The 23,492-nt window shown below is 57.0% G+C and carries 18 protein-coding genes and 1 CRISPR repeat array; of the genes, 10 read left to right on the top strand and 8 right to left on the bottom strand.

Annotation, left to right across the window (positions count from 1 at the left end; genetic code table 11):
• From EMQ_RS01740 to EMQ_RS01730, 3 genes are read right to left on the bottom strand one after another with little or no spacing between them, the layout of a single operon-like run.
• Window positions 1-471, bottom strand: coding sequence for a type II secretion system protein (locus EMQ_RS01740; RefSeq protein WP_081471014.1), 471 nt, complete (start codon window positions 469-471; stop codon window positions 1-3).
• Window positions 455-1,714 (bottom strand): type II secretion system F family protein, encoded by a 1,260-nt coding sequence (locus tag EMQ_RS01735; protein ID WP_010668322.1) that lies wholly within the window; start codon window positions 1,712-1,714, stop codon window positions 455-457. The genes EMQ_RS01740 and EMQ_RS01735 overlap by 17 nt, the downstream gene beginning before the upstream one ends.
• Window positions 1,711-3,402, bottom strand: coding sequence for a GspE/PulE family protein (locus tag EMQ_RS01730; RefSeq protein ID WP_018308561.1), 1,692 nt, complete (start codon window positions 3,400-3,402; stop codon window positions 1,711-1,713). Before EMQ_RS01730 ends, EMQ_RS01735 begins: the two co-directional genes overlap by 4 nt.
• Here EMQ_RS01730 and EMQ_RS01725 point away from each other — a divergent pair.
• The 8 genes from EMQ_RS01725 (at window position 3,401) to EMQ_RS01690 (ending at window position 15,067) form a co-directional block, all read left to right on the top strand.
• Entirely contained in the window at window positions 3,401-4,279 is an 879-nt protein-coding gene (locus EMQ_RS01725) for a prepilin peptidase (RefSeq protein WP_010666390.1), read from the top strand. The genes EMQ_RS01730 and EMQ_RS01725 overlap by 2 nt on opposite strands.
• Before the next feature lie 221 nt (window positions 4,280-4,500).
• A complete protein-coding gene (locus EMQ_RS01720; RefSeq protein ID WP_231368023.1) occupies window positions 4,501-5,499 on the top strand; it encodes a PilN domain-containing protein in 999 nt (332 codons plus the stop codon).
• 7 nt (window positions 5,500-5,506) lie between these two features.
• Window positions 5,507-6,160 (top strand): type II secretion system protein GspM, encoded by a 654-nt coding sequence (gene gspM / locus EMQ_RS01715; protein WP_010666388.1) that lies wholly within the window; start codon window positions 5,507-5,509, stop codon window positions 6,158-6,160.
• An 80-nt stretch (window positions 6,161-6,240) separates the two neighbouring features.
• Complete coding sequence (locus EMQ_RS01710; protein ID WP_231368024.1) at window positions 6,241-7,062, top strand: type II secretion system protein GspK; 822 nt, start codon at window positions 6,241-6,243, stop codon at window positions 7,060-7,062.
• 255 nt (window positions 7,063-7,317) lie between these two features.
• The gene (cas9, locus tag EMQ_RS01705) at window positions 7,318-10,464 is read left to right on the top strand and encodes a type II CRISPR RNA-guided endonuclease Cas9 (RefSeq protein ID WP_018308562.1); all 3,147 of its coding nucleotides are present in this window, start codon (window positions 7,318-7,320) and stop codon (window positions 10,462-10,464) included.
• Window positions 10,416-11,333 carry a type II CRISPR-associated endonuclease Cas1 gene (gene cas1 / locus EMQ_RS01700; RefSeq protein WP_010669111.1) on the top strand — a complete coding sequence of 306 codons (918 nt, stop codon included), beginning with the start codon at window positions 10,416-10,418 and terminating at the stop codon, window positions 11,331-11,333. The genes cas9 and cas1 overlap by 49 nt, the downstream gene beginning before the upstream one ends.
• Before the next feature lie 19 nt (window positions 11,334-11,352).
• Window positions 11,353-11,682, top strand: a complete 330-nt coding sequence (gene cas2, locus EMQ_RS01695; protein ID WP_010669110.1) for a CRISPR-associated endonuclease Cas2 — start codon at window positions 11,353-11,355, stop codon at window positions 11,680-11,682.
• A 57-nt stretch (window positions 11,683-11,739) separates the two neighbouring features.
• Window positions 11,740-14,218: direct repeats of the CRISPR family, unit length 36 nt; unit sequence AGCCTACCACTGGCAAATCGGTAGGGAAACCACGGC.
• Between the two features lie 162 nt (window positions 14,219-14,380).
• On the top strand, window positions 14,381-15,067 hold the full coding sequence (locus tag EMQ_RS01690) for a DsbA family oxidoreductase (RefSeq protein ID WP_018308563.1): 687 nt from the start codon (window positions 14,381-14,383) through the stop codon (window positions 15,065-15,067).
• Here EMQ_RS01690 and EMQ_RS01685 read toward each other — a convergent pair.
• Window positions 15,055-16,032, bottom strand: a complete 978-nt coding sequence (locus EMQ_RS01685) for a bile acid:sodium symporter family protein (protein WP_010665835.1) — start codon at window positions 16,030-16,032, stop codon at window positions 15,055-15,057. The genes EMQ_RS01690 and EMQ_RS01685 overlap by 13 nt on opposite strands.
• Between EMQ_RS01685 and EMQ_RS01680 the strand changes: the two genes are divergently transcribed.
• Both EMQ_RS01680 and EMQ_RS01675 read left to right on the top strand, forming a co-directional pair.
• Window positions 16,022-17,071, top strand: a complete 1,050-nt coding sequence (locus EMQ_RS01680; protein WP_010665836.1) for a hypothetical protein — start codon at window positions 16,022-16,024, stop codon at window positions 17,069-17,071. The genes EMQ_RS01685 and EMQ_RS01680 overlap by 11 nt on opposite strands.
• A gap of 113 nt (window positions 17,072-17,184) precedes the next feature.
• The gene (locus EMQ_RS01675; protein ID WP_010665837.1) at window positions 17,185-18,066 is read left to right on the top strand and encodes a lipid-binding SYLF domain-containing protein; all 882 of its coding nucleotides are present in this window, start codon (window positions 17,185-17,187) and stop codon (window positions 18,064-18,066) included.
• Window positions 18,067-18,148: 82 nt separating this feature from the next.
• On the opposite strand, the gene mltG is transcribed toward EMQ_RS01675, so the two are convergent.
• The 4 genes from mltG to EMQ_RS01655 all read right to left on the bottom strand — a co-directional run bounded on the left by mltG (window position 18,149) and on the right by EMQ_RS01655 (window position 23,374).
• Window positions 18,149-19,150 carry an endolytic transglycosylase MltG gene (gene mltG / locus EMQ_RS01670; RefSeq protein WP_231368025.1) on the bottom strand — a complete coding sequence of 334 codons (1,002 nt, stop codon included), beginning with the start codon at window positions 19,148-19,150 and terminating at the stop codon, window positions 18,149-18,151.
• Between the two features lie 54 nt (window positions 19,151-19,204).
• Window positions 19,205-20,083, bottom strand: coding sequence for an aldose 1-epimerase family protein (locus EMQ_RS01665; protein WP_026200293.1), 879 nt, complete (start codon window positions 20,081-20,083; stop codon window positions 19,205-19,207).
• Window positions 20,084-20,154: 71 nt separating this feature from the next.
• A complete protein-coding gene (locus EMQ_RS01660) occupies window positions 20,155-22,296 on the bottom strand; it encodes an RNA degradosome polyphosphate kinase (RefSeq protein WP_231368075.1) in 2,142 nt (713 codons plus the stop codon).
• 331 nt (window positions 22,297-22,627) lie between these two features.
• Entirely contained in the window at window positions 22,628-23,374 is a 747-nt protein-coding gene (locus EMQ_RS01655) for a P-loop NTPase family protein (RefSeq protein ID WP_010665841.1), read from the bottom strand.
• Between the last annotated feature and the right edge of the window lie 118 nt (window positions 23,375-23,492).

Genomic DNA, 23,492 nt, shown 5'->3' with positions numbered 1-23,492 from the left:
TCAGCCTTCATCGGCTTCAATACGCCCCGTGACGGGGCTGACCCTGATCAGACAGAGATGTTTTCCCAACGTCACCACAAGTGCCGGACCGGAGACGCCACCATCCGCCGTAAAACGATAATCACCACGTGGAGAAAAACCTCCACCAGGTTTTGGCAGCAGAATTCTTGCTGGCCCCGAAATCCGACGAACCTGCGGGACATGATCATGCACCGTCACAATCTGGGAAGTAGGCGTATTCACCTCCAGCATGACGGTCTCGCCAGTCGTTTCCGAGAGCATCTGCGCTTCATACAGACTGTCCAGCACGCGTGACCGGGCGGTGGCGAAGGTGAGCGCGTCGCTCTTCATCGGCCCACGTTCCAAAGCCATGCCCATCAGCAGTCCCGCGATCACCAGCACCACCATGATTTCAAGCAATGTGAAACCAGCCTCTGATGATCGAGAGGATTCATCAGTGTGCGAGGTCATTAAGGCTCAGCATGGCAAGGAGAAGCGCCGACACGATACCCGCCACCAGAACACCCATGATGATGGTGATCGCAGGAACAAGAATGGCGAGAAGACGCTGGATGGTGACGCGGCTGGCTTCCTCATGAATATCGGCCGACCGCAAGGCGATAGGAGCCAACTGCGCTGTCTCTTCACCCACCTTGAGAAAATGCGTCATTGTTTCGGGAAAGATTTTGGTACGCTCAAGCGAGAAAGCCAGACTGCGCCCTTCCCGCACATCCCGCGTGGCTTCCGAAAGACAAGTCGCGCCGGCAGAGTTGCTGATAACGCCTTCCGTTATACGAAGCGCGCCAACCAGCGGCACGCCGTTGCGCATCAATGTGCCGAGTGTCCGGGTAAACTGCGCCGCCATGATCTCACTCAGCAACGTTCCGATCACAGGAACACGCAGCAGAAACCTGTCTGTCGCCAGTCTGACAGCAGGTTTCCGCAAGGCAATCCGCACACACGCAACCAGCACCAGTCCCGCCACAAGCAGCAGCATACCCCACGCCGTCAGGAAATCTCCTGCGACAATAACAATCTTTGTCGCCAGCGGCAGAGACGCGCCATTTTCCTCAAACAGCGGTACGAACTGCGGCAGAACATGGGTCAGCAACAACGCAATGGAAAAAACCGACGCAACAATAAGCACAACCGGATAGATCATCGCTGACTGCACGGTCGCTTTCAGCTTACGCTCGCGCTCAAGCAGGTCCGACAGGCGCAGCAGAGCATCACCTAACGCACCGCCCGCCTCACCTGCCCTTACCAGACCGACATAGAGTTTCGAGAAAATTGCGGGCATCGTTTCCAGCGCATCGGCAAACGACTCACCGTCACGCACGCGGTCACGCAAGGACCCGATCACCCGTCCATTGCGTGGTCCAACCGCCGTTTCGCCCAGAAAACGCAGCGCGCGGTCAAGATCCAGTCCAGCCGTCAGCATCGTCGCCAGCTTACGGGTAAAATCCGCGACTTCACCTGACTTGAGACGCAGATCCTTCTTGCGGCCGAGAAGCGAGAGAATCTCGCCCGCCAGCGCCCCGCCGCGTGTCGCCGGGGCAATCTTCATGACCATCAGATTCTGACGACGTAGACGACTGGTAACCTGTGTCTCCGAACTGGCCGTCATCTCGCCGTGGACGACGTGGCCTTCCGCATTGACCGCCTGATAACGCCAGACTTCCGGACCTGTTGTATCAGCCAGTGTGGACGTCATTCGTCATGCCCGACGATACGGCTGATTTCCTCAAGCGACGTCTCACCCTTTAGGGCGGCCTGCAAACCGGCATGGAACATGGTCTTCATGCCCTCCGCCACAGCCGCACGCTCGATTTCCGAGTGGTCCGCCCCAGAAAGAATCAGACGTGTCACTTCACGCGAAGGCTGGAGAAATTCAGCGACAGCGCCTCGTCCCTTGTAGCCCGTCTGGCGGCAATGCGCGCAGCCGACCGGATGCCACAACGTGTGCCGCGCTTGCGGGTCCAGCCCCAGTCGCGCCGCCAGTTCCGGAGAAACCTCTTCCGGACGACGACACTCCTGACAAAGCCGCCGCACAAGACGCTGGGCCAGAATTCCGCGCAGAACGGCGGTCAGAAGATAGTCCTCCAGCCCCATGTCACGCAGTCGGGTCACGGCGGCGGCGGCGGAGTTTGTATGCAGAGTCGAGAGCACAAGATGGCCTGTCAGAGCGGCCTGCACGGCAATCTGCGCGGTCTCGATGTCACGGATTTCACCGACCATGATGACATCCGGGTCCTGTCGCAGAATGGCGCGCAGGAAGCTGGCGAAGGTCAGCCCAATAGATGGTCTGATCTGAAGCTGGTTGATGCCCGCGAGTTGATACTCAATCGGGTCTTCCACCGTCATCACATTGCGTTCGGAGGAATTGAGACCAGCGAGACCTGTATAAAGCGTCGTGGTCTTTCCCGAACCGGTCGGTCCTGTCACCAAAACGATGCCGTTTGGTGTTTCCAGCGCCTCGCGAAAAGACGAGATGATTTCGGGAGCAAGACCGAGACGATTGTAATCGAAACTGACGGTCGTGCGATCGAGCACACGCAGTACCGCGATTTCGCCATGCAGCGACGGCACCGTCGAGACACGGAAATCCACTTCGTGTCCGCGAACCGCCAGCTTGATGCGACCGTCCTGCGGCAGGCGACGTTCCGCAATGTCGAGCCGCGCCATGATCTTGATACGGGAAATGAGCGCTGCCGTCAGACGCGGGCTCTGGCTGTCCACTTCATGCAGCACGCCGTCATAACGGTAACGGACTAGAAGACGGTCCTCGAACGGCTCGATATGGATATCGGACGCTCTGGTTTCCACGGCACGGAAGATGATCTGGTTCACTAACCGGATGATCGGCGCTTCACTGGCGAGATCTTTCAGACGGTCTGTATCGTCCTCGGCTGCCTCACCTTCATCAGCCAACGGCTCGCCGGCGCTCTCTCCGTCCTCTTCACCTTCCGGATAGAGGCGATTGAGAGTCGCCTCGATATCCGCTGACCGCGCCACCTCCCGCACGACCTGACATCCTGTCGCCAGAGAAGCAGCTCCGGCGGTGAAGGAATCCAGCGGGTCCGCCATGACCAGATGCAGGGTTCTGCCCTCACAGGAGAGCGGCACAGCCCGGGCCTGTCTCAAAAACCGTCCACCCAACTGGTCCGGCATCACGGGTTCAGTAATGGCGCCCATACGCGCCGTGTCCAGCACCTCCGTGCCAAGCATGGTGGCGTAAGTGCGGGACAGATCGGTTTCGCTGACAAGACCAAGCTGGAGCAGCACCTGCGCCAGCGACTGTCCGGTTTCCTCGGAAACCATGCGTGAGCGTTCAAGGGCGCGGGCATCGCAGACACCCCGGTCGAGAAGGGCTGCTTCCAGATCCATCGCTTCAGCCAGCATGATGACGCCCCGATTGGCCGGACGCGAGGACAGTCATCATCGGCTTGCTCAACTGGAGGCAATTCGTCACTGTCGCGCCGCCATGATGTCCCTCGCCCCTGTTGTTCCCTTTGTCATTGCGCCTTTTATCGGCAGCTTTCTGGGCGTGCTGGTGCGGCGCATCCCACGCGGCGAATCTTTCGCAATAGGACGTTCGCACTGCGAGGACTGCCAGACGGTCCTGAAGCCGCATGAGATGATCCCGGTCCTGTCCTACCTGTTGCAGAAAGGGAAATGCCGGACCTGCGGCAGCCGGATTGACCCGCACCATCTCAGGATCGAGCTCACGGCTCTTGCCGTTCCTGCCTGCGTCATCGCCACGCGCCTGCTGACCGCTCATGAACAGGGATTTCCGCTGGCGGAGGCTGATTTCTCATTGCCGCTTCTGCTGGCCGACTGTTTTCTCGGCTGGATGTTGCTGGCGCTCGCGTGGATTGATCGCATCTGCATGAGACTGCCCGATGTCCTGACCTTGCCGCTGTTGCTCGCGGGTCTGGCGGAAGGGTTTGTGAATGGCGGCACTGAGGCGCTGCTGGACCGCACGCTGGGCGCTGTCTGCGGGTGGGCCCTGTTCGCGCTTGTGGCGTACGGATACCGGGCTCTCCGCGGGCGTTCAGGACTGGGCGGTGGAGACGTGAAACTTCTTGCGGCCGGGGGTGCGTGGATTGGTCTCGCCGCCCTGCCGATCGTGGTGGTGCTGGCGTCCGCGTTCGGCATCGTGATTGCGCTTGCAACCACCCTTCGCGCACAACGCTTCAGCATGACGGTCATGATTCCCTTCGGCCCCTGTCTGGCAGCCGCCATATGGCTGGCGCGGCTGACATTGACAGCGCAATAAACGACGCACCCCGCAAACAGGCTGCATCAGGAAATCTGATTACATGAGACAGGAGTATGAAAACCAGACCATTCGTTAACGTGTCATAAATCTATAACACTCCACCCCTGTCCTCCTTTCCGAAGACAATGGTATGGCATCACGCATTCTCCGTCGGCCGCCCGAACAGGATCCTTGCACCAGGTGCTTTCGCCCCACACCACAGCTTCTCCGAGCCGTTCATGACGGGACAGACTTCGTCCTCACGGCTGCTGCACGAGTGCGTCGGGTGGTGGCGCGATCGTATGACGGAAATCCTTCCCGCAGCGCTCTCGCTCAAGCCCCGAAAGACCATCCGGCTGGAGATCGGTCCGGACGGAACGCTTGACTCGACTGAAGTGGTCGCCTGCCGTGAAGAACTCCCTGCTCCCCGCTCACGCTGGCTGCCTCAGCCGCGCACCCCGGACATTGCGCTGGTCCTGCCACAGGGCAGCATCCTCTCGCGTGACGTGACTCTTCCGCGTGTCGCCGCCGGCAATGCCGCCCGCACCATCGGTTACGATCTCGATCGACTGACCCCATTCCGGCAGGACGACGTTCTGTGGAGTGTCCAGCGCAAACCGGGCGCAGAGCGGGGCGAGCAGATCATTTTCAGACTGCTGGTCGTCCCCCGCTTTCTTGTCTCCTCCGCATTGGACACGCTCAGTCACGCAGGCATCAACCCAACCTGCGTCAGCATGGACACGGCCTCTGACGCGCCACTCACAATTCCCTTAGGGAAAACAGCCCGGAAAAGTCATCCGATCGGGCGTGTGTTCGCCATTTGCGCCGCAATATTCATCGCAGCACCGTTTATCTCCCAGCAGATCACGCTGTTTCGTCTGCACCACGCCATTGCCGCGCTGAGTGACGGACGCACGCAGGCCGAGGATATCCGTCGACGCATTACAGCCTTCACAGCAGCCCCAGCGGCTCTGGCGCGTGAGGAACATCGCATCGGCTCTCCCCTGCATATTATCGGCACGCTGACAGACGCCTTGCCGGACGGAACCTTCCTGACCGCCATGCATATCCATGAACGTCATGTGACCATGGAGGGAGAGTCCACGCAGGCCACCAAGCTGATCGGTGTTCTTGAGCATGACGCGGCGTTCTCGGACGCAGCGTTCTCCGGACCGGTCACACGCTCCGAGAACAAGCAGATGGACGTCTTCACCATCAACGCCAAAGCGCCGGGTTGAGACGCCAGTGTCCGTAAATCTCTCTCATCTGCCTGCCCATTTACCGGAAGGACGTTCCGGACGGATTCTGGCGCTCGCCATTACGTTCCTGCTTGTTCTGATTGCATGGTTTCTTGTCTCAGGACTGCTCGGATTCCACGCTCGGGAAGACGCGAGCATTACCGATCAGAAGGAAATCCTCCTCCATACGCAGGCGCTGGTGGACAATATTCCTGCCCTCAAGGAACGCTACGAACAGGCTGCACATAATGCCAACGGCGACTCTCCGCTGCTGGCCGAAAGCTCCCGTGAAACGGCGCTCGCTCGCCTTCAGGAAATTGTGCATGACGCCGCGCGAGGCGTGCAGGTGGAACCAACCAGCATGGAACCCCTACCCATCGTCCATAGCGGACCTTTCGAGCATCTCGGTGTGCGTATTTCTCTCACCACCAACTGGAATGCTCTGATCAAACTTCTCGACACGCTGTCAGTCAGTACAACGCCTCATCTGCTGGTCGATGATGTGCAGGTTCAGGCGGCTGGCACATCGTCTGCCGACGAAGCCACGCAAGGCCGGACAATCGACGTCTCTGTGACCATTCTCGCCCTGCGAGATTCCCGATCCGATGCAAAGAACACTACCGGCCGCTCCAATACAGCAGACACCACGAGCCAGCCATGAACGCCGACGACAACGGGTTTTCGCTTTCATGATTCTGGTCCGTTTTACCGCATCAGTCTCCACCGCATGGAACGACTGACGTGAAAACGAAACACTCTGCCCCCTCTTCTTCCAGCCGCAGTAACGAAGATGGCTTCGCTCTCCTGATGGTGCTGTGGACGCTGGGCTTCCTGTCGCTGATCGGCGCACAGGCGCTTGTGCTTGGAAAATCCGATCTTCGTCTGGAAACCTCAACGCTCCAGAAAGCACAGATGGAAACCACCGCAGATGCGGCGATTACGACGGAGCTGTTTTCGATCAGCACAGGACAGTCACCTCCCCGTCCGGTCTGGCGCTCCGGCTCGGATGATGGCGACATCACTGTCAGCGTCAGCAGCCACGCTGATAACGACCACATCAACCCCAACGTCGCGGGGCAGACGCTGATGTCATCACTGCTGACGACTTCTGGCGTCTCCAGCGACCAAGCCAATTTTCTGGCCGCCAGCATCATGGCATGGCGCATGCCCGGCTATAAAGGTGAAGCAGGCACGCCCGGTCAGGCTGCCTGTACATCTTCCGGACAGCCTTTTCATACTTTTGAGGATCTTCTGGCCGTGCCGGGGATGACGCCAGTCATCCTTGCCCGCATCAAACCGCATCTTTCTTTTGCACAGCTACATCTTTCTGATCAGACAAGTCATGATCCCGTAGTCAGGCAGGCAATGCTCCATTCCGGTGTTTCCATGGGAGCGGATCAGAAGCCGGAAGAAAGTGGTCTTGAAGAAGAAATGCTGGTCGTCGTGGATGCTGTCGCTTCAAGAAAACTGGCCCGCATGAACCGTCATGCGGAAGTGATCCTGATGCCGGAAGCACGGCCCGTTCCATGGAAAGTCGTGCGCTGGGAAACTGTAACGCAGTAAATACAACCAATTACTATCAAGCAGTTTCTATACTCTATTGATTACGTTTTATCGAATACTTAAATATTACCAATAACGAAAATACTTCAAATAATTGGTGTCATTTATGAAAAGGGAATCCCTCCCGCCGGTTTCCCGACGAGAGGTAATCCTTCACATGGTGAAACCATGTTACCGTGGTTTCCCAACCGATTTGCCGATTCAATTACTATAAAACATAATACAGACTGTCAACTGCATGGGAATGGGATAAGCATGGCAAACATCGCAGAAAACCTCGTGTTTGGCATAGACTTGGGTATTGGATCATGCGGCTGGGCAGTCCTGAACCAGAAAGCTAAAGATGAAAATATAGTAGCGCTTGGAAGTTGGTGCTTCGATGTCCCGGAGACAGACAAAGAGCGGATTCCCACCAACCAGATCAGACGAGCAAACCGGCTTCTTCGCCGGGTCATCCGCCGCCGTCGCAATCGTATGGCTGAAATCCGTCGCCTCTTTGCGTCCAAAGGAATGCTCGATACCGCAGATCCGGATGCGTTGGCCAAGATATCCGCCGATCCGTGGGAAATGCGCGCCAAAGGGCTCGATTATCAGCTCACCCCCCAGGAATTTGCAGTTGCACTTGGTCATATCGCTAAAAGACGCGGATTCAAATCTGCCGCCAAGCGTGTTTCAACAAATGCTCCATCAGAAGACAGCAAGATGCTTGCTGCTCTTGAAAAGACAAAAGAACAATCAGCACAATATCGGACTATTGGGGAAATGTTTGCCCGTGATCCAGCTTACGCAGACAGACGTCGAAATCGGGATGGATGTTTCGATCGCACCATGAGCCGTGAGGACTTATTCAAAGAAACACAGATACTCTTTGAGAGTCAGCGTCGGCTCGGAAATTTTTCAGCAACATCAGAAACGGAACAGGCCTTTATCGATATCGCTTTTCGTCAGAAACCAATGCAGGACAGTGAAAGGCTCGTTGAAACCTGTCTTTTCGAACCGGATGAAAAACGCGCCTCCCGCTTTGCTCCATCTTTCGAGCGCTTCCGACTCCTCTGCCGCCTCGTTAACCTCCGGGTTACAGACGGCCTTGAAGATCGTCCGCTCACCCCGGAAGAACTACGGCTTGCTTGCGAAGATGCCGGAAAAACCCGCAAACTTAGCGTCAAAAAAGTCCGTAGTCTCATTGGATTGCGAGATGACCAGCGCTTCACAACAATCCCTCCTGATCAGGAGCAACATGATATCGCAGCCCGTACCGGGGACGCGTTAACTGGAACTGCCACATTCCGTGCGATACTCGGGGAATCTTTCTGGCGTCAACTTCTGCCTCATCCTGAACAACTCGACAGAGCGGCCTGGATCATCAGCTTTCACGAACTTACTGACACGATCATCTCCAAACTTGCCACTATCGGCCTGCCATCAGAAGTTATGGAACTCATCCGTAAAGCCCTTGAGGACGGTAAATTTTCTAAATTCAAGGGTGCTGCTTCTCTTTCCGATAAGGCTGCACGCAAGCTGATCCCATTTTTGCAGGAGGGCCTTACTTATGACAAAGCCTGCCAAAAAGCCGGGTATAATCATGCGGCATCAAAATTCACTCACTATGACAGCATTGATACAAAAGCTAAATTCAATTCTTTGATGGATGATGTTCGTGACAGTATTACCAATCCTGTTGCCCGCAAAGCCATCAGTGAAGGTATGAAACAGGTTTGGGCTATGCGAAATCAATGGGGACTTCCCGGCGCTATCTGCATAGAACTTGCTCGTGATGTCGGTAACAGTGCTGAAAAACGCCGTGAAATAGAAAGCGGTATCAAAAAAAATACAGCACAACGGGAACGTGAGCGCCAAGAAGCCAAAGAACATCTCAATCAGTCCGATATCTCGTCTGAAACGCTTCTTCGTTATCGTTTATGGAAAGAACAGGGAGGGCGCTGCTGTTATACAGATCAGCCTATAACACCATCCCAGCTTATCGCATCAGACAACAGCGTTCAGGTCGACCATATTCTTCCATGGTCCCGCTTTGGAGACGATAGCTATCTCAATAAAGCTCTCTGCACGGCAAAAGCCAATCAGGAAAAGAAAAATCGAACTCCCTGGGAATGGATTCATAATCAGAAGGGAGTGGAAGCATGGAACCATTTCACGGCCGCAGTTGAAAGCCGCAAGGAGACACGCGGACTAAAAAAACGAAATTTTCTTTTAAAAAGCAGCAAGGAAACTGAAGAGCGTTTTCGCAGCCGTAATCTTAATGACACACGTTATGCAGCCCGCGTCATGGCCGAAGCCGTCCGTCTTCTTTATCCCTCTGGAAATCGGGCGGAAAAAGGAGGTGTCAAGCGTGTATTTACCCGTCCCGGCGCACTAACCGCCGCCCTGCGACATGCCTGGGGTGTTGAATCTCTCAAAAAAATCAATGGCAAACGCTTGAATGATGATCGTCATCATGCGCTTGATGCAGCAGTCGTCGCAGCGGTCAGTGAGAAAGAAATCCAGAAACTCACAAAGTCATTTCAGATATGTGAGCAGAAAGGGCTTGCCCGCCCCATGCGAGATGTTCCCATGCCTTGGGAAGGCTTCCGTCATCAGCTTGAAACAGCATACGCAGACATTCGTGTAGCACGTCCAGAACGCCGTCGCGCAAGGGGAAAAGGGCATGATGCAACTATTCGTCAGCTTCGAGAAGAAAAAGATGGCCCTGTTGTTTATGAACGTCGAGCCATATCTGATCTGAAATTAACTGACCTCGAAAGGATCAAGGATCCGGAACGCAATAGCGCTATCATCTCCAGCCTGCGCACATGGATCGAAAAAGGAAAACCGGCTGACTATCCACCACAGTCCCCAAAAGGAGACGAAATTCGCAAGATACGTGTCATGTCACGTAATAAGCCAGCAGTATCTGTGCGTGGAGGCACTGCCGACCGTGGTGAGATGACCCGGGTGGATGTATTTACGAAAATGGGGAAAAAAGGGAAACCGGAATGGTTTCTCGTGCCGATCTATCGCCATCAGGTCATAGATCGCATTCAATGGCCGCAGCCCCCCAACCAAGCCGCTGCTAATGGCAAATCCGAGAAAAACTGGCCGACAATGGGGCTGGAACACGAATTCCGCTTCAGTCTGTACCCACGTAGCTATGTGCAGATCGTAAAACGGGATGGCGAAATCATTGAAGGATATTTCGCTGGCCTTGACCGTACTGTTGCAGCTTTTTCACTGCTCAGTTCATCTGACCCAACATCAATTCAACGAGGAATCGGCGCAAAAACTCTGGAATCAATTAGGAAATACAACGTAAATCGTTTCGGAGACATATCAATGGTCGAGCAGGAGACACGAACATGGCATGGCGATGTGTGCATATCTCCCGACCAGCCAGACTCTGCCTGAAAGACAGTCAACTTGTCGTCACACAGGATGAGAACACCATTACTCTTCCTCTGGAAGATCTGGCCTGCGTCGTGCTGGACACGCCGCAGGTCAATCTTTCCGGCGCACTTCTCTCCGCGCTTGCGATGTCCGGTATCGCTCTGATTATACCAGATGATAAACACCATCCTGCCGGTGTCGTTCTTCCTTTTCATCAACATCATTTACAGGCCGAAGTCATAGGAATTCAGATAGCGGCCTCTAAACCTCTTCGCAAACGTCTCTGGCAAACTCTGGTTGTTGCTAAAATCAGCAACCAGGCAGCTCTGCTTGAAGAAGCCGGACATCAGGATGCCAGCACGCTCAGAAACATGATCCGCCGTGTCACCTCAGGTGACCCGGACAACATTGAAGCTCAGGCTGCCCGACTTTACTGGTCTCGTCTTTTCCCCCGTTTTACCCGTTCCAATTGTGCAGACAGACGAAATGGTCTGCTGAACTATGGATACGCAATTTTGCGGGCAGCAATCGCACGCGCCTGTGTCGCTTCAGGTCTCGTCCCGTCACTCGGTCTGCATCATGCTTCGCGCACCAATGCTTTCAATCTCGCCGATGATCTCATCGAACCTTTTCGTCCCTGTGTGGATCGCATGGTTCGCCGCACTATCCCAGAACACGACCCACTCTCATCTGTCAGTGTGGAAGAGCGACGCTTTATGACGGGCATACTCTCTGAAACGGTTCTTATCGGGAAAGAACGGATGACCATTCTGGCCGCCACAGAAAGTGTGGCGACCGACACCGTGAAGTCCCTGACACACAGCAGCGCAGCCCTGTTACGACCACCAGCCCTCTCTGAAGCCACGAACATAATATCGGTATCGGAATAACATCAGACGCGAGGACAGCATGAAAGCAGAGGAGGCCAGATTCTTGTGGCTGATGATTTTTTTTGATCTGCCAGTGAAAACAAAACCCCAGCGACGGCAGGCTACCCGCTTTCGTAATTTTCTCCGCGATGATGGTTTTATGATGCTGCAATACTCGGTCTATGCCCGTGTAGGACGTGGACAGGATAGTATCGATAAACATCTTCGTCGCGTTCGCGCCGCTTTGCCCAAAGAGGGGAGCATTCGAGCGCTTCAGGTCACCGACAAACAATATGGACGAATGGAGATCATGCTCGGACTCGCACAAAAAACAGAACAGACCGGCACAAAACAGTTGGTGCTGCTATGATTTCAGACCACAAGACTGACAAAAAATCATGCAGCACCAACCGGTTACCAAGAAGGTAGCCTACCACTGGCAAATCGGTAGGGAAACCACGGCAATGGGCGTGATCCGCCGCGAACGCCGCAGAGCCTACCACTGGCAAATCGGTAGGGAAACCACGGCAGGCTCACCGCACTCCACCATGGAGGAGTTAGCCTACCACTGGCAAATCGGTAGGGAAACCACGGCCTCCGCTACTGTCTGTTTGATGTAGGCGTTAGCCTACCACTGGCAAATCGGTAGGGAAACCACGGCTTCAAAACCGTGCGGGGCATCACGTCGTATAGCCTACCACTGGCAAATCGGTAGGGAAACCACGGCCAGTTATCTGGCCGCCACGTCCTCTGGTTCAGCCTACCACTGGCAAATCGGTAGGGAAACCACGGCAAGACTGGCGACCAGAAAAAATCTTTTTTCAGCCTACCACTGGCAAATCGGTAGGGAAACCACGGCTCCTTTATGCGGCCCTTCGACACGAGAAAAAAGCCTACCACTGGCAAATCGGTAGGGAAACCACGGCTGCGGACAAGCGCTGGACAATGCCGGTTCTAGCCTACCACTGGCAAATCGGTAGGGAAACCACGGCCACACGTTACTACGTTTCAGCAGCGGGTGAAGCCTACCACTGGCAAATCGGTAGGGAAACCACGGCCTTTCAGTGGAATGGTGAAGATTTGCGTGGAGCCTACCACTGGCAAATCGGTAGGGAAACCACGGCTAAACCAAGAAGGCGGCACCATCAGCAGAGAGCCTACCACTGGCAAATCGGTAGGGAAACCACGGCGATCGACATTGAGGACGGATGAGACGCACGAGCCTACCACTGGCAAATCGGTAGGGAAACCACGGCAGCGTGGAGCCGGTGGGCAGTGGTGTGGGCAGCCTACCACTGGCAAATCGGTAGGGAAACCACGGCAATAGATTTCATCCCCTCTGCGGAGGCTGCAGCCTACCACTGGCAAATCGGTAGGGAAACCACGGCGCATTAAACTGTCTGGTCTTGGCGATGACGAGCCTACCACTGGCAAATCGGTAGGGAAACCACGGCCCCACACCCCCCGCATATGCTCGATCTCGGAGCCTACCACTGGCAAATCGGTAGGGAAACCACGGCGCATGACGCAGGCGGCATCGGGTCGCCTGCAGCCTACCACTGGCAAATCGGTAGGGAAACCACGGCCCGGCCATGAGCGGCAGCCTGTCAGATCTTAGCCTACCACTGGCAAATCGGTAGGGAAACCACGGCGCGTCAGAGCGTTCTGGCTGCTGACACCGTAGCCTACCACTGGCAAATCGGTAGGGAAACCACGGCAGTCAACGCTCGCACCCGTGAACTGACGGAAGCCTACCACTGGCAAATCGGTAGGGAAACCACGGCAAAGCACCCAATGCATCAGCTATACCCTTGAGCCTACCACTGGCAAATCGGTAGGGAAACCACGGCGATAGCGGTAGGCGATACTACCTGACACTCAGCCTACCACTGGCAAATCGGTAGGGAAACCACGGCGCTTCTGTTGTAATTACAGCGGAAGATTACAGCCTACCACTGGCAAATCGGTAGGGAAACCACGGCGCATGGAGCAGCTCCGATTCCGGCTGGCGCAGCCTACCACTGGCAAATCGGTAGGGAAACCACGGCTTTCAGGAAAGCATCCTCAGGAAAGCTCTTAGCCTACCACTGGCAAATCGGTAGGGAAACCACGGCCAGCGTCACAGGACCGATCACACCGTCCGCAGCCTACCACTGGCAAATCGGTAGGGAAACCACGGCCTGCCGCCGTCCCGGCATGCGTCGGGCTGGAGCCTACCACTGGCAAATCGGTAGGGAAACCACGGCTGACGGGAGTGAATACTGCGAAAGGAACGAAGCCTACCACTGGCAAATCGGTAGGGAAACCACGGCCGAAGGTCTCGCACCGTCCATCTATTCGTTAGCCTACCACTGGCAAATCGGTAGGGAAACCACGGCTATCTGGCCGAGGTGACGCGCCAGCGTTACAGCCTACCACTGGCAAATCGGTAGGGAAACCACGGCGGGAGATGTGTCGGATGACGTGACCGCCGCAGCCTACCACTGGCAAATCGGTAGGGAAACCACGGCTTGATGAAGGTTCTATGCTGGGCGAGGAGTAGCCTACCACTGGCAAATCGGTAGGGAAACCACGGCCTGGGCATGAGCTGGCGCCACATAGGACGCAGCCTACCACTGGCAAATCGGTAGGGAAACCACGGCCCGGCATGCCATCCGGCGCAGGCCAGATTCAGCCTACCACTGGCAAATCGGTAGGGAAACCACGGCTATAATTCAAACCAGCAGCATCACATGCATAGCCTACCACTGGCAAATCGGTAGGGAAACCACGGCGCGTGACGCCATACACGCCCGGCGACGGCCAGCCTACCACTGGCAAATCGGTAGGGAAACCACGGCCGTGTGAGGTCGGGCGTGATCTGGCGGACAAGCCTACCACTGGCAAATCGGTAGGGAAACCACGGCTTCTCCCTTAACAATTAGACAAAAAAACACTCTTGCTTTTTCAATCTATTTTATACTTCATTTTTACACAAAAATGTAACCAACCCTACGAAACAAGGTGCATGTCCATGATCATGTCCCTAGTATACGGTCATGAACATGCTCGCCCCTTCACGACCAAGGATGAGCGTCGAAATCGTTTTCGATTTCGTCTGTCCGTGGTGCTGCATGGGCATTCGCCGGTTGATCAGTGTCTTCAAACAGCGTCTTGATATCGAAACACACTACACATGGCGTCCTTTTCTGCTCAATCCGGCCTCACAGAACGAAGGAATGGCGTTTAACGCCTACCTTGAATCCCGGCATGGCAGCAGGGAACGAGCGGATCGATTGCTGCAACTGGTCGAAGTGCAAGCGCAGGAATTTGAGTGTGCCATCTACTTCGATCGCATTCAGCATGTTCCGAATACAATGAATGCGCATCGCCTTATCGAATGGGCCTCTGCCCGTGGCGACTGCACTGCACTCGTTCTCGCCATTTTCGAAGCCTTTTTCCAGAATGGCGACGATATCGGCAATCCGGGTGTGCTGGCGGACATCGCAGCGCAGGAGGGGTTCGATCATGATCTGGCGCTGCATTTTCTCTGCGGTCGGACCCTTGCCGGCACAGTGACTGCCGGACAGATTCAGGCGCAGAAAGCGGGTATCAACGGTGTGCCATCTTTTATTATCGAAGGACTCGCCCTGACAGGCGTCCATGACGCCCCTGCCCTGAACAGACTTATGGATGCGGCAGTGTGGGTCAGCGGCCGCCACGAGGATCTCCGTTTCGGCACCCCCCATATGTCGTCGTTCTCTCAGCGGGCCTGAAGACCGGCATCTTCTTCGCTCTGTGCCTCGCGGGCAAAACGCTGGGCCAGAATGGCGCAGACGAAAAGCTGGATCTGATGGTACAGCATCAGCGGCAGCACCACGAGACCAACGCTTGAGGCCGGAAACAGCACGTTGGCCATCGGCACGCCTGACGCCAGTGTCTTCTTGGAACCACAGAACACGATGGCGACCTCATCAGCGCGGGAATAGCCAAGCAGACGGCTTCCGACCATCGTGAAGACGAGCACAAAAGCCAGCAGAGCGCTGTCTACAAGTGCCACGATACCGAGCTGTGACAACGGCAGAGTATGCCAGAGTCCCTGCACAATGGCCTCACTGAACGCCGAATAGACCACTACGAGAATTGAACCGCGATCCGAGAAGGACAGCAGCTTCTTGTGCCGACGCGCCCAGTCGCCGATCCACGGCTGAAGCAGTTGTCCAAGTATGAACGGCAGCAGCAACTGAAACACGATGTCCAGCGCGCCGCCTGATTTTGAGCCTTCCTTGGCGAGGATCAACCCGACCAGCAGCGGCGTGATGAAGATACCGAGAATATTGGAAGCCGTTGCTGAACAGACCGCAGCGGGAACATTGCCCCTACCGATGGATGTGAAGGCGATCGAGGACTGCACGGTCGAAGGCAGGCAGCAGAGAAACAGCACGCCGGTCCACACATCAGGATGCAGCAGACCCGGCGCGATGGCATGAAGCGTGAGACCAAGCACCGGAAACAGCACGAACGTGCACGCCAGAATCGTGAGATGCAGTTTCCAGGCCGTCAGCCCGCTGAGGACTGCGGTCCTAGAAAGCCTTGCGCCCTGCAGGAAGAACATCAGTGCAATCAGCGCGATCGCCAGATCCTTGAAGAAGGGAACGGCGGCTCCCTGGGCAGGAGCGACGGTCGCAATGCCGAGCGTCGCCAGCAGGCTGACAAGAAATGGGTCCAGCTTGAACGGCATCGGATGGTCTTCCAATGTGAAAAGAGAGAAAGATTCAGCTGTTGCAGCCTATGCACAGATTGCGCATAGGGATCACTTGCGCCAGTTTTACGATCACATGAAGCACTTATCCACTCACTCACTCCTCCGCCGTCGCGCTGCCTGGCAGATGACGGCTTCCGCACTCGGATTTGGCGCCCTGCTTTGGACCGCATCCCCAGTGCTTGCCGCCAGCGTTCCAGCCGGATGCGCCACGATCCATCATGAAAATGCGGACAACGGCGACGATCACGCCGTCTTCAGTCACATTACAGTGACGTTCCCGGGTGATAGCGGCACACTGACCGCCGCAGGTCAGACTCTGACAGGCACGACCGGCTCCGCAGGCGATGTGGCGGATGCTTCTTCCGTGCTGTTACTGGCTGCGCTGACAGGTCATCACAATGCCGCCTGCTCACAATGGCTGGAGACCGAAGGCCAGGTGGCCCAGTCCAGCCTTGCCGCAGGTCATACGCTGAAACTCGCCTGGACATCCGTTGCCGTGAAACGTGGCACCCTGCACGTATCCATGGCTGGCGCAGGGTTAGCCATCAATGGCGCAGGGAGCGATGCCAAGGCCGACCTGACTTTCAGTGGTGTCGCCACCAGCGGCACAACAGCAACATCGCTGCTCCCCTCATCCGCACAGGCGTCCTTCTCCCTGCCTGTCAATGAACTGGCCAGTCTGATGGCGGCCACAGCAGGCAAAGCCTCCCAGCTTCCAGCGGTGCATGTCACCATTCAGTCCCTGTCAGCCAAACGTGACACGGTCGAACTGTCCGGCAACGGGCGCGCCACCCTGACCGGCGAGCACGAGAGCGCTTCTGCAAGCGGTCATCTGGAAATCAGGGACATCGGCACACTTATCCAGAAGGCGCAGCAGGACTCCCAGACAAAGATTGCCGCTGCTCTGGTGCTGGCGCGGATTGTCAGCCACAAGAGTGGTGACAGCAATACCTGGGACACGAACTGGGAAGGCGGAATCCTGACCGTAAACGGTGTTCCTCTTCCTCTCAGATAGAGTTAAGAGCTTTGCGCACCCGGTAAATTGCGTGGGGGCGCATCCTCCGCCATGCTTGCGCCATATATTCCGACGACTCTGATCGCCATCGTCCTCGTGACAGGAGATATCCTATGCGGGCTCGCCGCCTGACCCGGCTTTTTCTTTCCTCCACTGTGATGCTGGGGGCCCTTGGTCTTTCCACCGTCGGTCATGCCGCCGACAGCACCACCGAGCAGACGCTGGTCGACAAGGCCACCCTTGCAGTCCAGGATATTTTCACAGGCGCAAAAACCACAGATCGCGTTTACCGCTATCTGGGACAGGCACGGGCCGTGATGGTCTGTCCTTCCGTCTTCCGCATGTCGGTCGGCATTGGCGGTTCCGGGGGCGGATGCCTGCTCCTTTCCCGCGACGCCCGAGGCTCATGGTCTGACCCCGCTTTCTACAGGTTTGGTTCAGGGTCTATCGGCTTCCAGTTTGGTGTTCAGTCTTCAGAGATGATGTTCTTTGTGATGAGCGACCGGGGGCTGCAGGCGCTGCTCGACAGTCAGTTCCAGTTCGGCGCCAATGCGGCAGCCTCCTTTGCCTCAATGGGCAGCGGCATCGAGAGCGGAACCGCTGGACGCTCCAACACCGACATCATGGCGCTTCAGAAGTCGGAAGGTCTGTTTGCAGGTGTAGCCCTCAGTGGCGCCAAGCTGACGGTCGATAGTGATGCGAACCGCGCCTACTATAACCAGATTGTCGGTCCGACCGAGATCGTGATCTCCATGCGGGTGAACAATGCTGGCGCTGATCCGCTGCGGGCGATCCTCACCCGCTACAGTGCATCGGCGACTGCGGCCACCACGGCCAATCCGGTTGTCGGTAGCGGCTCCTCCTCTTCCGGAGACACCACATCCACAGGCGATGCTCAGCTCACACCCTATAACAGCGCCCCTGTGGTCAATAGTGGCAGCGGTATCCAGAGCCAGTCTCTCGCCCCGATCAAATCCCAGTCAAAGGGCTATTAAAGCCGTCAAAAGTGGTTCGAGGCCTCATGGTGTTGAGTCCACGAACCACTTTTGAGTTTTGAAACCGCTTACGGCTAGCATCTCATGGTGAATGAGCCGGTTCAGTAGACTGCCTGTCCTGCGCCTTGCTACGAAACGCCGATACATTCCGATTATGCTCGTCAAGCGATGACGCAAAATGGCTGCCGCCTGAACCTGTCGCCACAAAATACAGCTCATCACCCGATGCCGGGTGCGCCACGGCCTGCAATGCCGCAAGCCCCGGCGAACAGATCGGCCCCGGTGGCAAGCCAACAGTCACATAAGTATTGTAGGGACTCTGAAAGGCCAGATCCGAACGGACCAGAGGCCGCCCCAACGGTCCTGCGCCGCCATTCAGGGCATAAACGGTCGTCGGATCGGACTGAAGCTTCATGCCCTTACTGAGACGATTGAGAAACACCCGTGCAATGCGGGGCCGTTCTTCCGGCAGCCCCGTCTCTTTCTCCACCATGGAAGCAAGTGTCACCATCTGTCCCGGATCAGTAAGACCGATGGACGGATCGCGGCCTTTCCAGACCGTCTCGACCTGTCGCTGCATGGCCTGCTTCATTCTGGCGACAAGCGCAGCACGATCTGAATCACGCAGATAACTATAGGTTTCCGGAAGAGCTTGCCCCTCCCCCAAATCCACGACTGTCCCCTTCAGAAACGGAGCCGCCTGAACGAGCGACGTAATCTGGCTGGCAGTCAGGCCTTCCGGAATGGTCAACTGATGCAGCACCGGCTTTCCATGACGCAACACGGACAAGATGTCCCGCATTGACGCATGAGCCGGAAACATCAGTTCCGCCGCATGCAACTGCCCCTCATTCCGGGTCAGTTCAATGGCGGCGCGAAAAACATAGTCATCAAGTCCGTTTGCAGACAGCGCGTGTCCTTGCTGCAAAGCCGCGATGGTGCTGGCATACCCACCATGAGGAATGTCCAGTGCGGTCGGTGTGGGCAACGGACCGGGCGCGGTATAACGCCACCAGCCAGTTCCAGCGACGGCCCCGCCCGTCAGCACCACAACTGCCAGCAACCCGGCCCCTACCCGTAGCAAGGGACTACGCTTCCTCACAGGAGCAGCCCGTTTTTTCTTTTGAGCTGCCACGGTTCAGCCCTGAACAGCGCTCACTGACCAGGACGCCGACCATTCCTGACCGGGCTGAACGATCACAACACCGGGCTTGTCGCGGAACTCTCCCTTGAAGCCATGCGGTGTCGCGTATCCTTGCCAAGGCTCAATGCAGAGGAACGGTGCGCCCGGCTTGGTCCAGACACCCAGTTCGGGAAAGCCATGCCAAGACACACGCAGACCTAGTCCGCCCGAACGACCGAACGTCACGGAACGGCTTCTGATCCGATCAAAAATAATGGCGTCCTCAACAAACAGATCATCCCGAAGAGGAAGAACCGCACCTTCAACAGGCGTAGGACGTGGTGCGGGATCGAGCAGACCGCCTTCAAGACGACGGACGGGCTCAGGTTCGGGTTCTTCAAACGTCAGACGATAGTCTTCACGCTTTTCGCCTTTTTCCAGAGGCCAGCGAAAGGCAGGATGCGCTCCCAGTGAAAAGGGAAGTTCCCTGCCCTCTTCCTGATTGCGAACGGTATAGAGAACCGTCAGCTTTCCATCGCTGATCTGATAGGTCAGCCACAGACGAAAGCGGAACGGAAAGACAGCGAGCGTCTGGTCATCCGCTTCCAGCAACAGTGTGCAACTGTCGGCTTTCTGTTCCACCCACCGAAAGATGCAATCCCGGGCGAAGCCATGTTGCGTCATGCGATAGGATTTGCCGTCGATAGTCGCCCGATCATCAGGAAGACGTCCCACAATCGGAAACAGCACAGGCGAGTGCCGCTTCCACGCGGGGCCAGCATCCCACAGCACATCCGTGCCGTCCGGCAGCGTCAGGGAAACCAGTTCCGCCCCCTGAGCGGACACCGTCGCTGTGAGTTTTTCATCACCGAACACAAACCGGTCAGTGCTCATCTGGCCATCTCCGAAAATCTTTCCCTTTTTATAGAAAGATTTCCGGAGCTTCGCAAAGAAGGACAACAGCCTCAGTCGTCCGCCAGCCGGTCCCGTGGAGGCTGGGCCGAACGCCCGGTGATCTGCGTCGCCGCCGACCCTCTGCCTGAGAGAGAGGGGTGGGTCATGAACCATTCATGCGCCGAGAACGGCTTGCTACCCGGATCAAGACGACGCCAGACACCTGTCTTTTCCAGAATCCAGGAATTCAGGTTGTCCTTGAGATCCGTCACCATGATCTGATCAAGGATCTGCGCATGGACAGTCGGATTGGTGATCGGCACCAGACTTTCCACACGCCAGTCCATGTTCCGCGTCATCCAGTCAGCCGAGGAGATGAACACCTTGGCGGAACGCGACGGCAGACGGTGACCGTTCCCGAACGCATAGATACGCGCATGCTCGAGAAAGCGACCGACAATCGACTTGATGCGGATATTCTCCGACAGACCAGGCACACCCGGCCGCAGACAGCACATGCCCCGCACGACGCCCATGACCTTCACACCGGCGCAGGAGGCTTCATACAGCTTGTCGATCAGCTTCGGATCAACCAGCGCGTTCATCTTCAGCCAGATCTGGCCCGGACGCCCCTGACGGACATGCTCGATCTCTTCATCAATCAGGTGGTTCAACGTCTTGCGACAGGTCAGCGGTGAGAAGGCGATCGCCTCCATTTTCGCCGGTCTGGCGTAGCCGGTGACATAGTTGAACAGACGCGCCGAATCACGCACCAGTTCCGGATTACAGGTGAAGAATGAGAGATCCGTGTAAATCTTGGCCGTGATCGGGTGATAGTTGCCCGTCCCGAAATGAGCGTAGGAACGGACGGTTCCGCCTTCCCGGCGCACGACAAGACTCAGCTTGGCATGGGTCTTGAGGTCCGAAAAACCGAACACGACCTGCACGCCTGCCGCCTCAAGCGCGCGGGAGAGACGGATGTTCGCTTCCTCGTCAAACCGGGCCCGCAGTTCCACCATCGCCGTTACGGACTTGCCTGCCTCAGCCGCCTCGATCAGCGCCTTGACGATCGGACTGTCACGCGACGTGCGATAGAGCGTCTGCTTGATTGCGATCACATTCGGGTCGAGCGCCGCCTGACGCAGAAACTGCACCACCACGTCGAAACTCTCGAACGGATGATGGACGATCAGATCCTTGGCGCGGATGGCGGCAAAACAGTCGCCGCCATAATCCACGATCCGCTCAGGAAAACGCGGCGTGTAGGGAGGGAACAGCAGATCAGGCCGATCATCAACGATCATCTGCTTCAGGTCGACCACGCCGATCATGCCTGAATGGACGGACACTTCCTCAGGCGGCAGATCGAGTTCATCGACAATCGCATCCACCAGACCGCGCGGCACGCTTTCTTCCATGTCCACATGGATCACCACGCCACGACGACGCTGTTTCAGCGCCGTCTCATAGGCGCGGACAAGGTCTTCCGCCTCATCCTCGAACTCCACATCGGTGTCACGGATCACGCGCACGGTGCCGCTCTCCACGATCGCCAGTCCCGGATAGAGCCGGTCGATGCACAGCTTGATCAGGTCTTCCAGCAGCACGAACCGCACGGATGGCGGCTTGCCCGGCAGGGAGGGCAGCCGGATGAAACGATCCACCTGCGCGGGCAGCAGGATCAGGCCGTTCATGACGAACGCGCCAGTTTCCTCGGACAGGAGGCTCAGACCGAGCGCAAGTCCCATGTTCGGGATGAACGGTAGCGGATGCGCTGGATCGACAGCCAGCGGCGTCAGAACCGGAAAGACGCGGTCCATGAAAAAGTCGGACAGCCAGATGCGATCGTCGGCGTCGAGCTGCTCCAGACCACAGAGCGTCACGTCCGCCTCAGCCAGAAGACCACGCAGATGGACCCAGATACGCTGCTGCTCCCGAAAAAGCTGCACGCAGCGTTCCCGTACCGCCGCCAGCTGGAGCGACGGTGTCAGCCCATCAGGAGAGAGTGAAACCAGCCCTTCCCGCACTTGCCCCACCAGACCGGCGACACGCACGGAGTAGAATTCGTCGAGATTGCTGGCGCTGATGGACAGGAAGCGCAGACGTTCCAGCAGGGGGTTACGCGGGTTATCGGCTTCCTCGACCACACGCTGGTTGAAGGCGAGCCAGGACAGTTCGCGGTTGATAAAGCGATCAGGAGACGTTGCGGTAATCTCAACCGGAGCTGGCGCAGCCTTCCGCGTCCGGCTGCGCGCAACCGCTGTGCCTGTCTGAGCCTTTGCGGCTGTTGCGGTTTTCCGGCGAGTGCCCTGCGATCTGGCGGACGCAGGCGCACGGGTTCCCTTCACGCGACGGCCCACTCCTCGCGTTCTGTTTCCCTCATGCTCCGACAAAGTACTCTCCTGTGCGACTGTGATTCAGCGCAATAACTTCTGTGTGTTATTTTATGCGGGCCAAATGGTATGAGCCCATCATCCTTTTGTCATATGACAATTTAAGAACATATGCAGGGGAGATGTCGACGGCGTCACTTTGAACGCTGCCTTACTCGCTCAGATCCGCCAATAGACGCGTGGCTGCTCGTAAGTCGAAGGGCTGTCCCGAGGCAAGGGTCACCGCGTCAATCCGGCTGACCGCATCCTCTATCACCGAGGCCTCCCGCGGCAGACGCTGCAACAGCCAGTCCGTGATCTGTCGAGGCACAACCAGCTGACGCTCAGCCAGCAGACGCAACATCAACCGATAAAGCAGCACATCTTCGGCAGGCCCAACCTCCACCGTCATCGTCGCCCGCAAACGGCTGCACAGATCCGGCAGCGTCACCGTCCACAGGCTCGGGGGCATCCGCGCCACCATGAGAAGCGGCATCCGGCGCTCGCGGGAAGTATTGATGATCCGCAGCAGCGCCAGTTCGTCCAGCCCCTGCTCAGGCAACGCATCGAGCGCCAGAGCGCGGGGGGTGCGTTCCAGCAAGGTCGCGATATCTGGCAGACCCTGCGCCGCATCCACGATCATCGCGTCGTTGCGCTGTCCCCACACCTGTAGCAGATGCGTCTTGCCGCGCCCTTGCCCGCCCCAGAGCGCCAGCCGGTTTTCCGACCAGTTTTTTTCCGCATCGGTTGCAAACAGCCACGTTCGAGCCGCCGCATTCGAGCGTCCGGACACGAATCCCGCCTCGTCAAAGCGGCGCTTATGCCCGAACGGCAGTGGCAACTGACGCATGTCATCCGGTCTTTTTTCGCCCGAACCGGGCTGACCGGGGCGTTCTGGATCATAAACCTGTTCCGTCACCGCTATGCGCGCCGCCCCGCCTGCCTTAAAGAGTGCTCATAAACCTGATACCGTAAACGCCCCGGATGTTCGACCCTCACCTGTCGAGACCATCCCACAGCCCAGAACGAGCCGACGC

Source organism: Acetobacter aceti NBRC 14818 (assembly GCF_000193495.2).
Taxonomy (GTDB): Bacteria; Pseudomonadota; Alphaproteobacteria; order Acetobacterales; family Acetobacteraceae; genus Acetobacter; species Acetobacter aceti.
The sequence above is the reverse complement of the archived record's forward strand: the minus strand, read 5'-3'. Positions and strand labels throughout refer to the sequence as shown.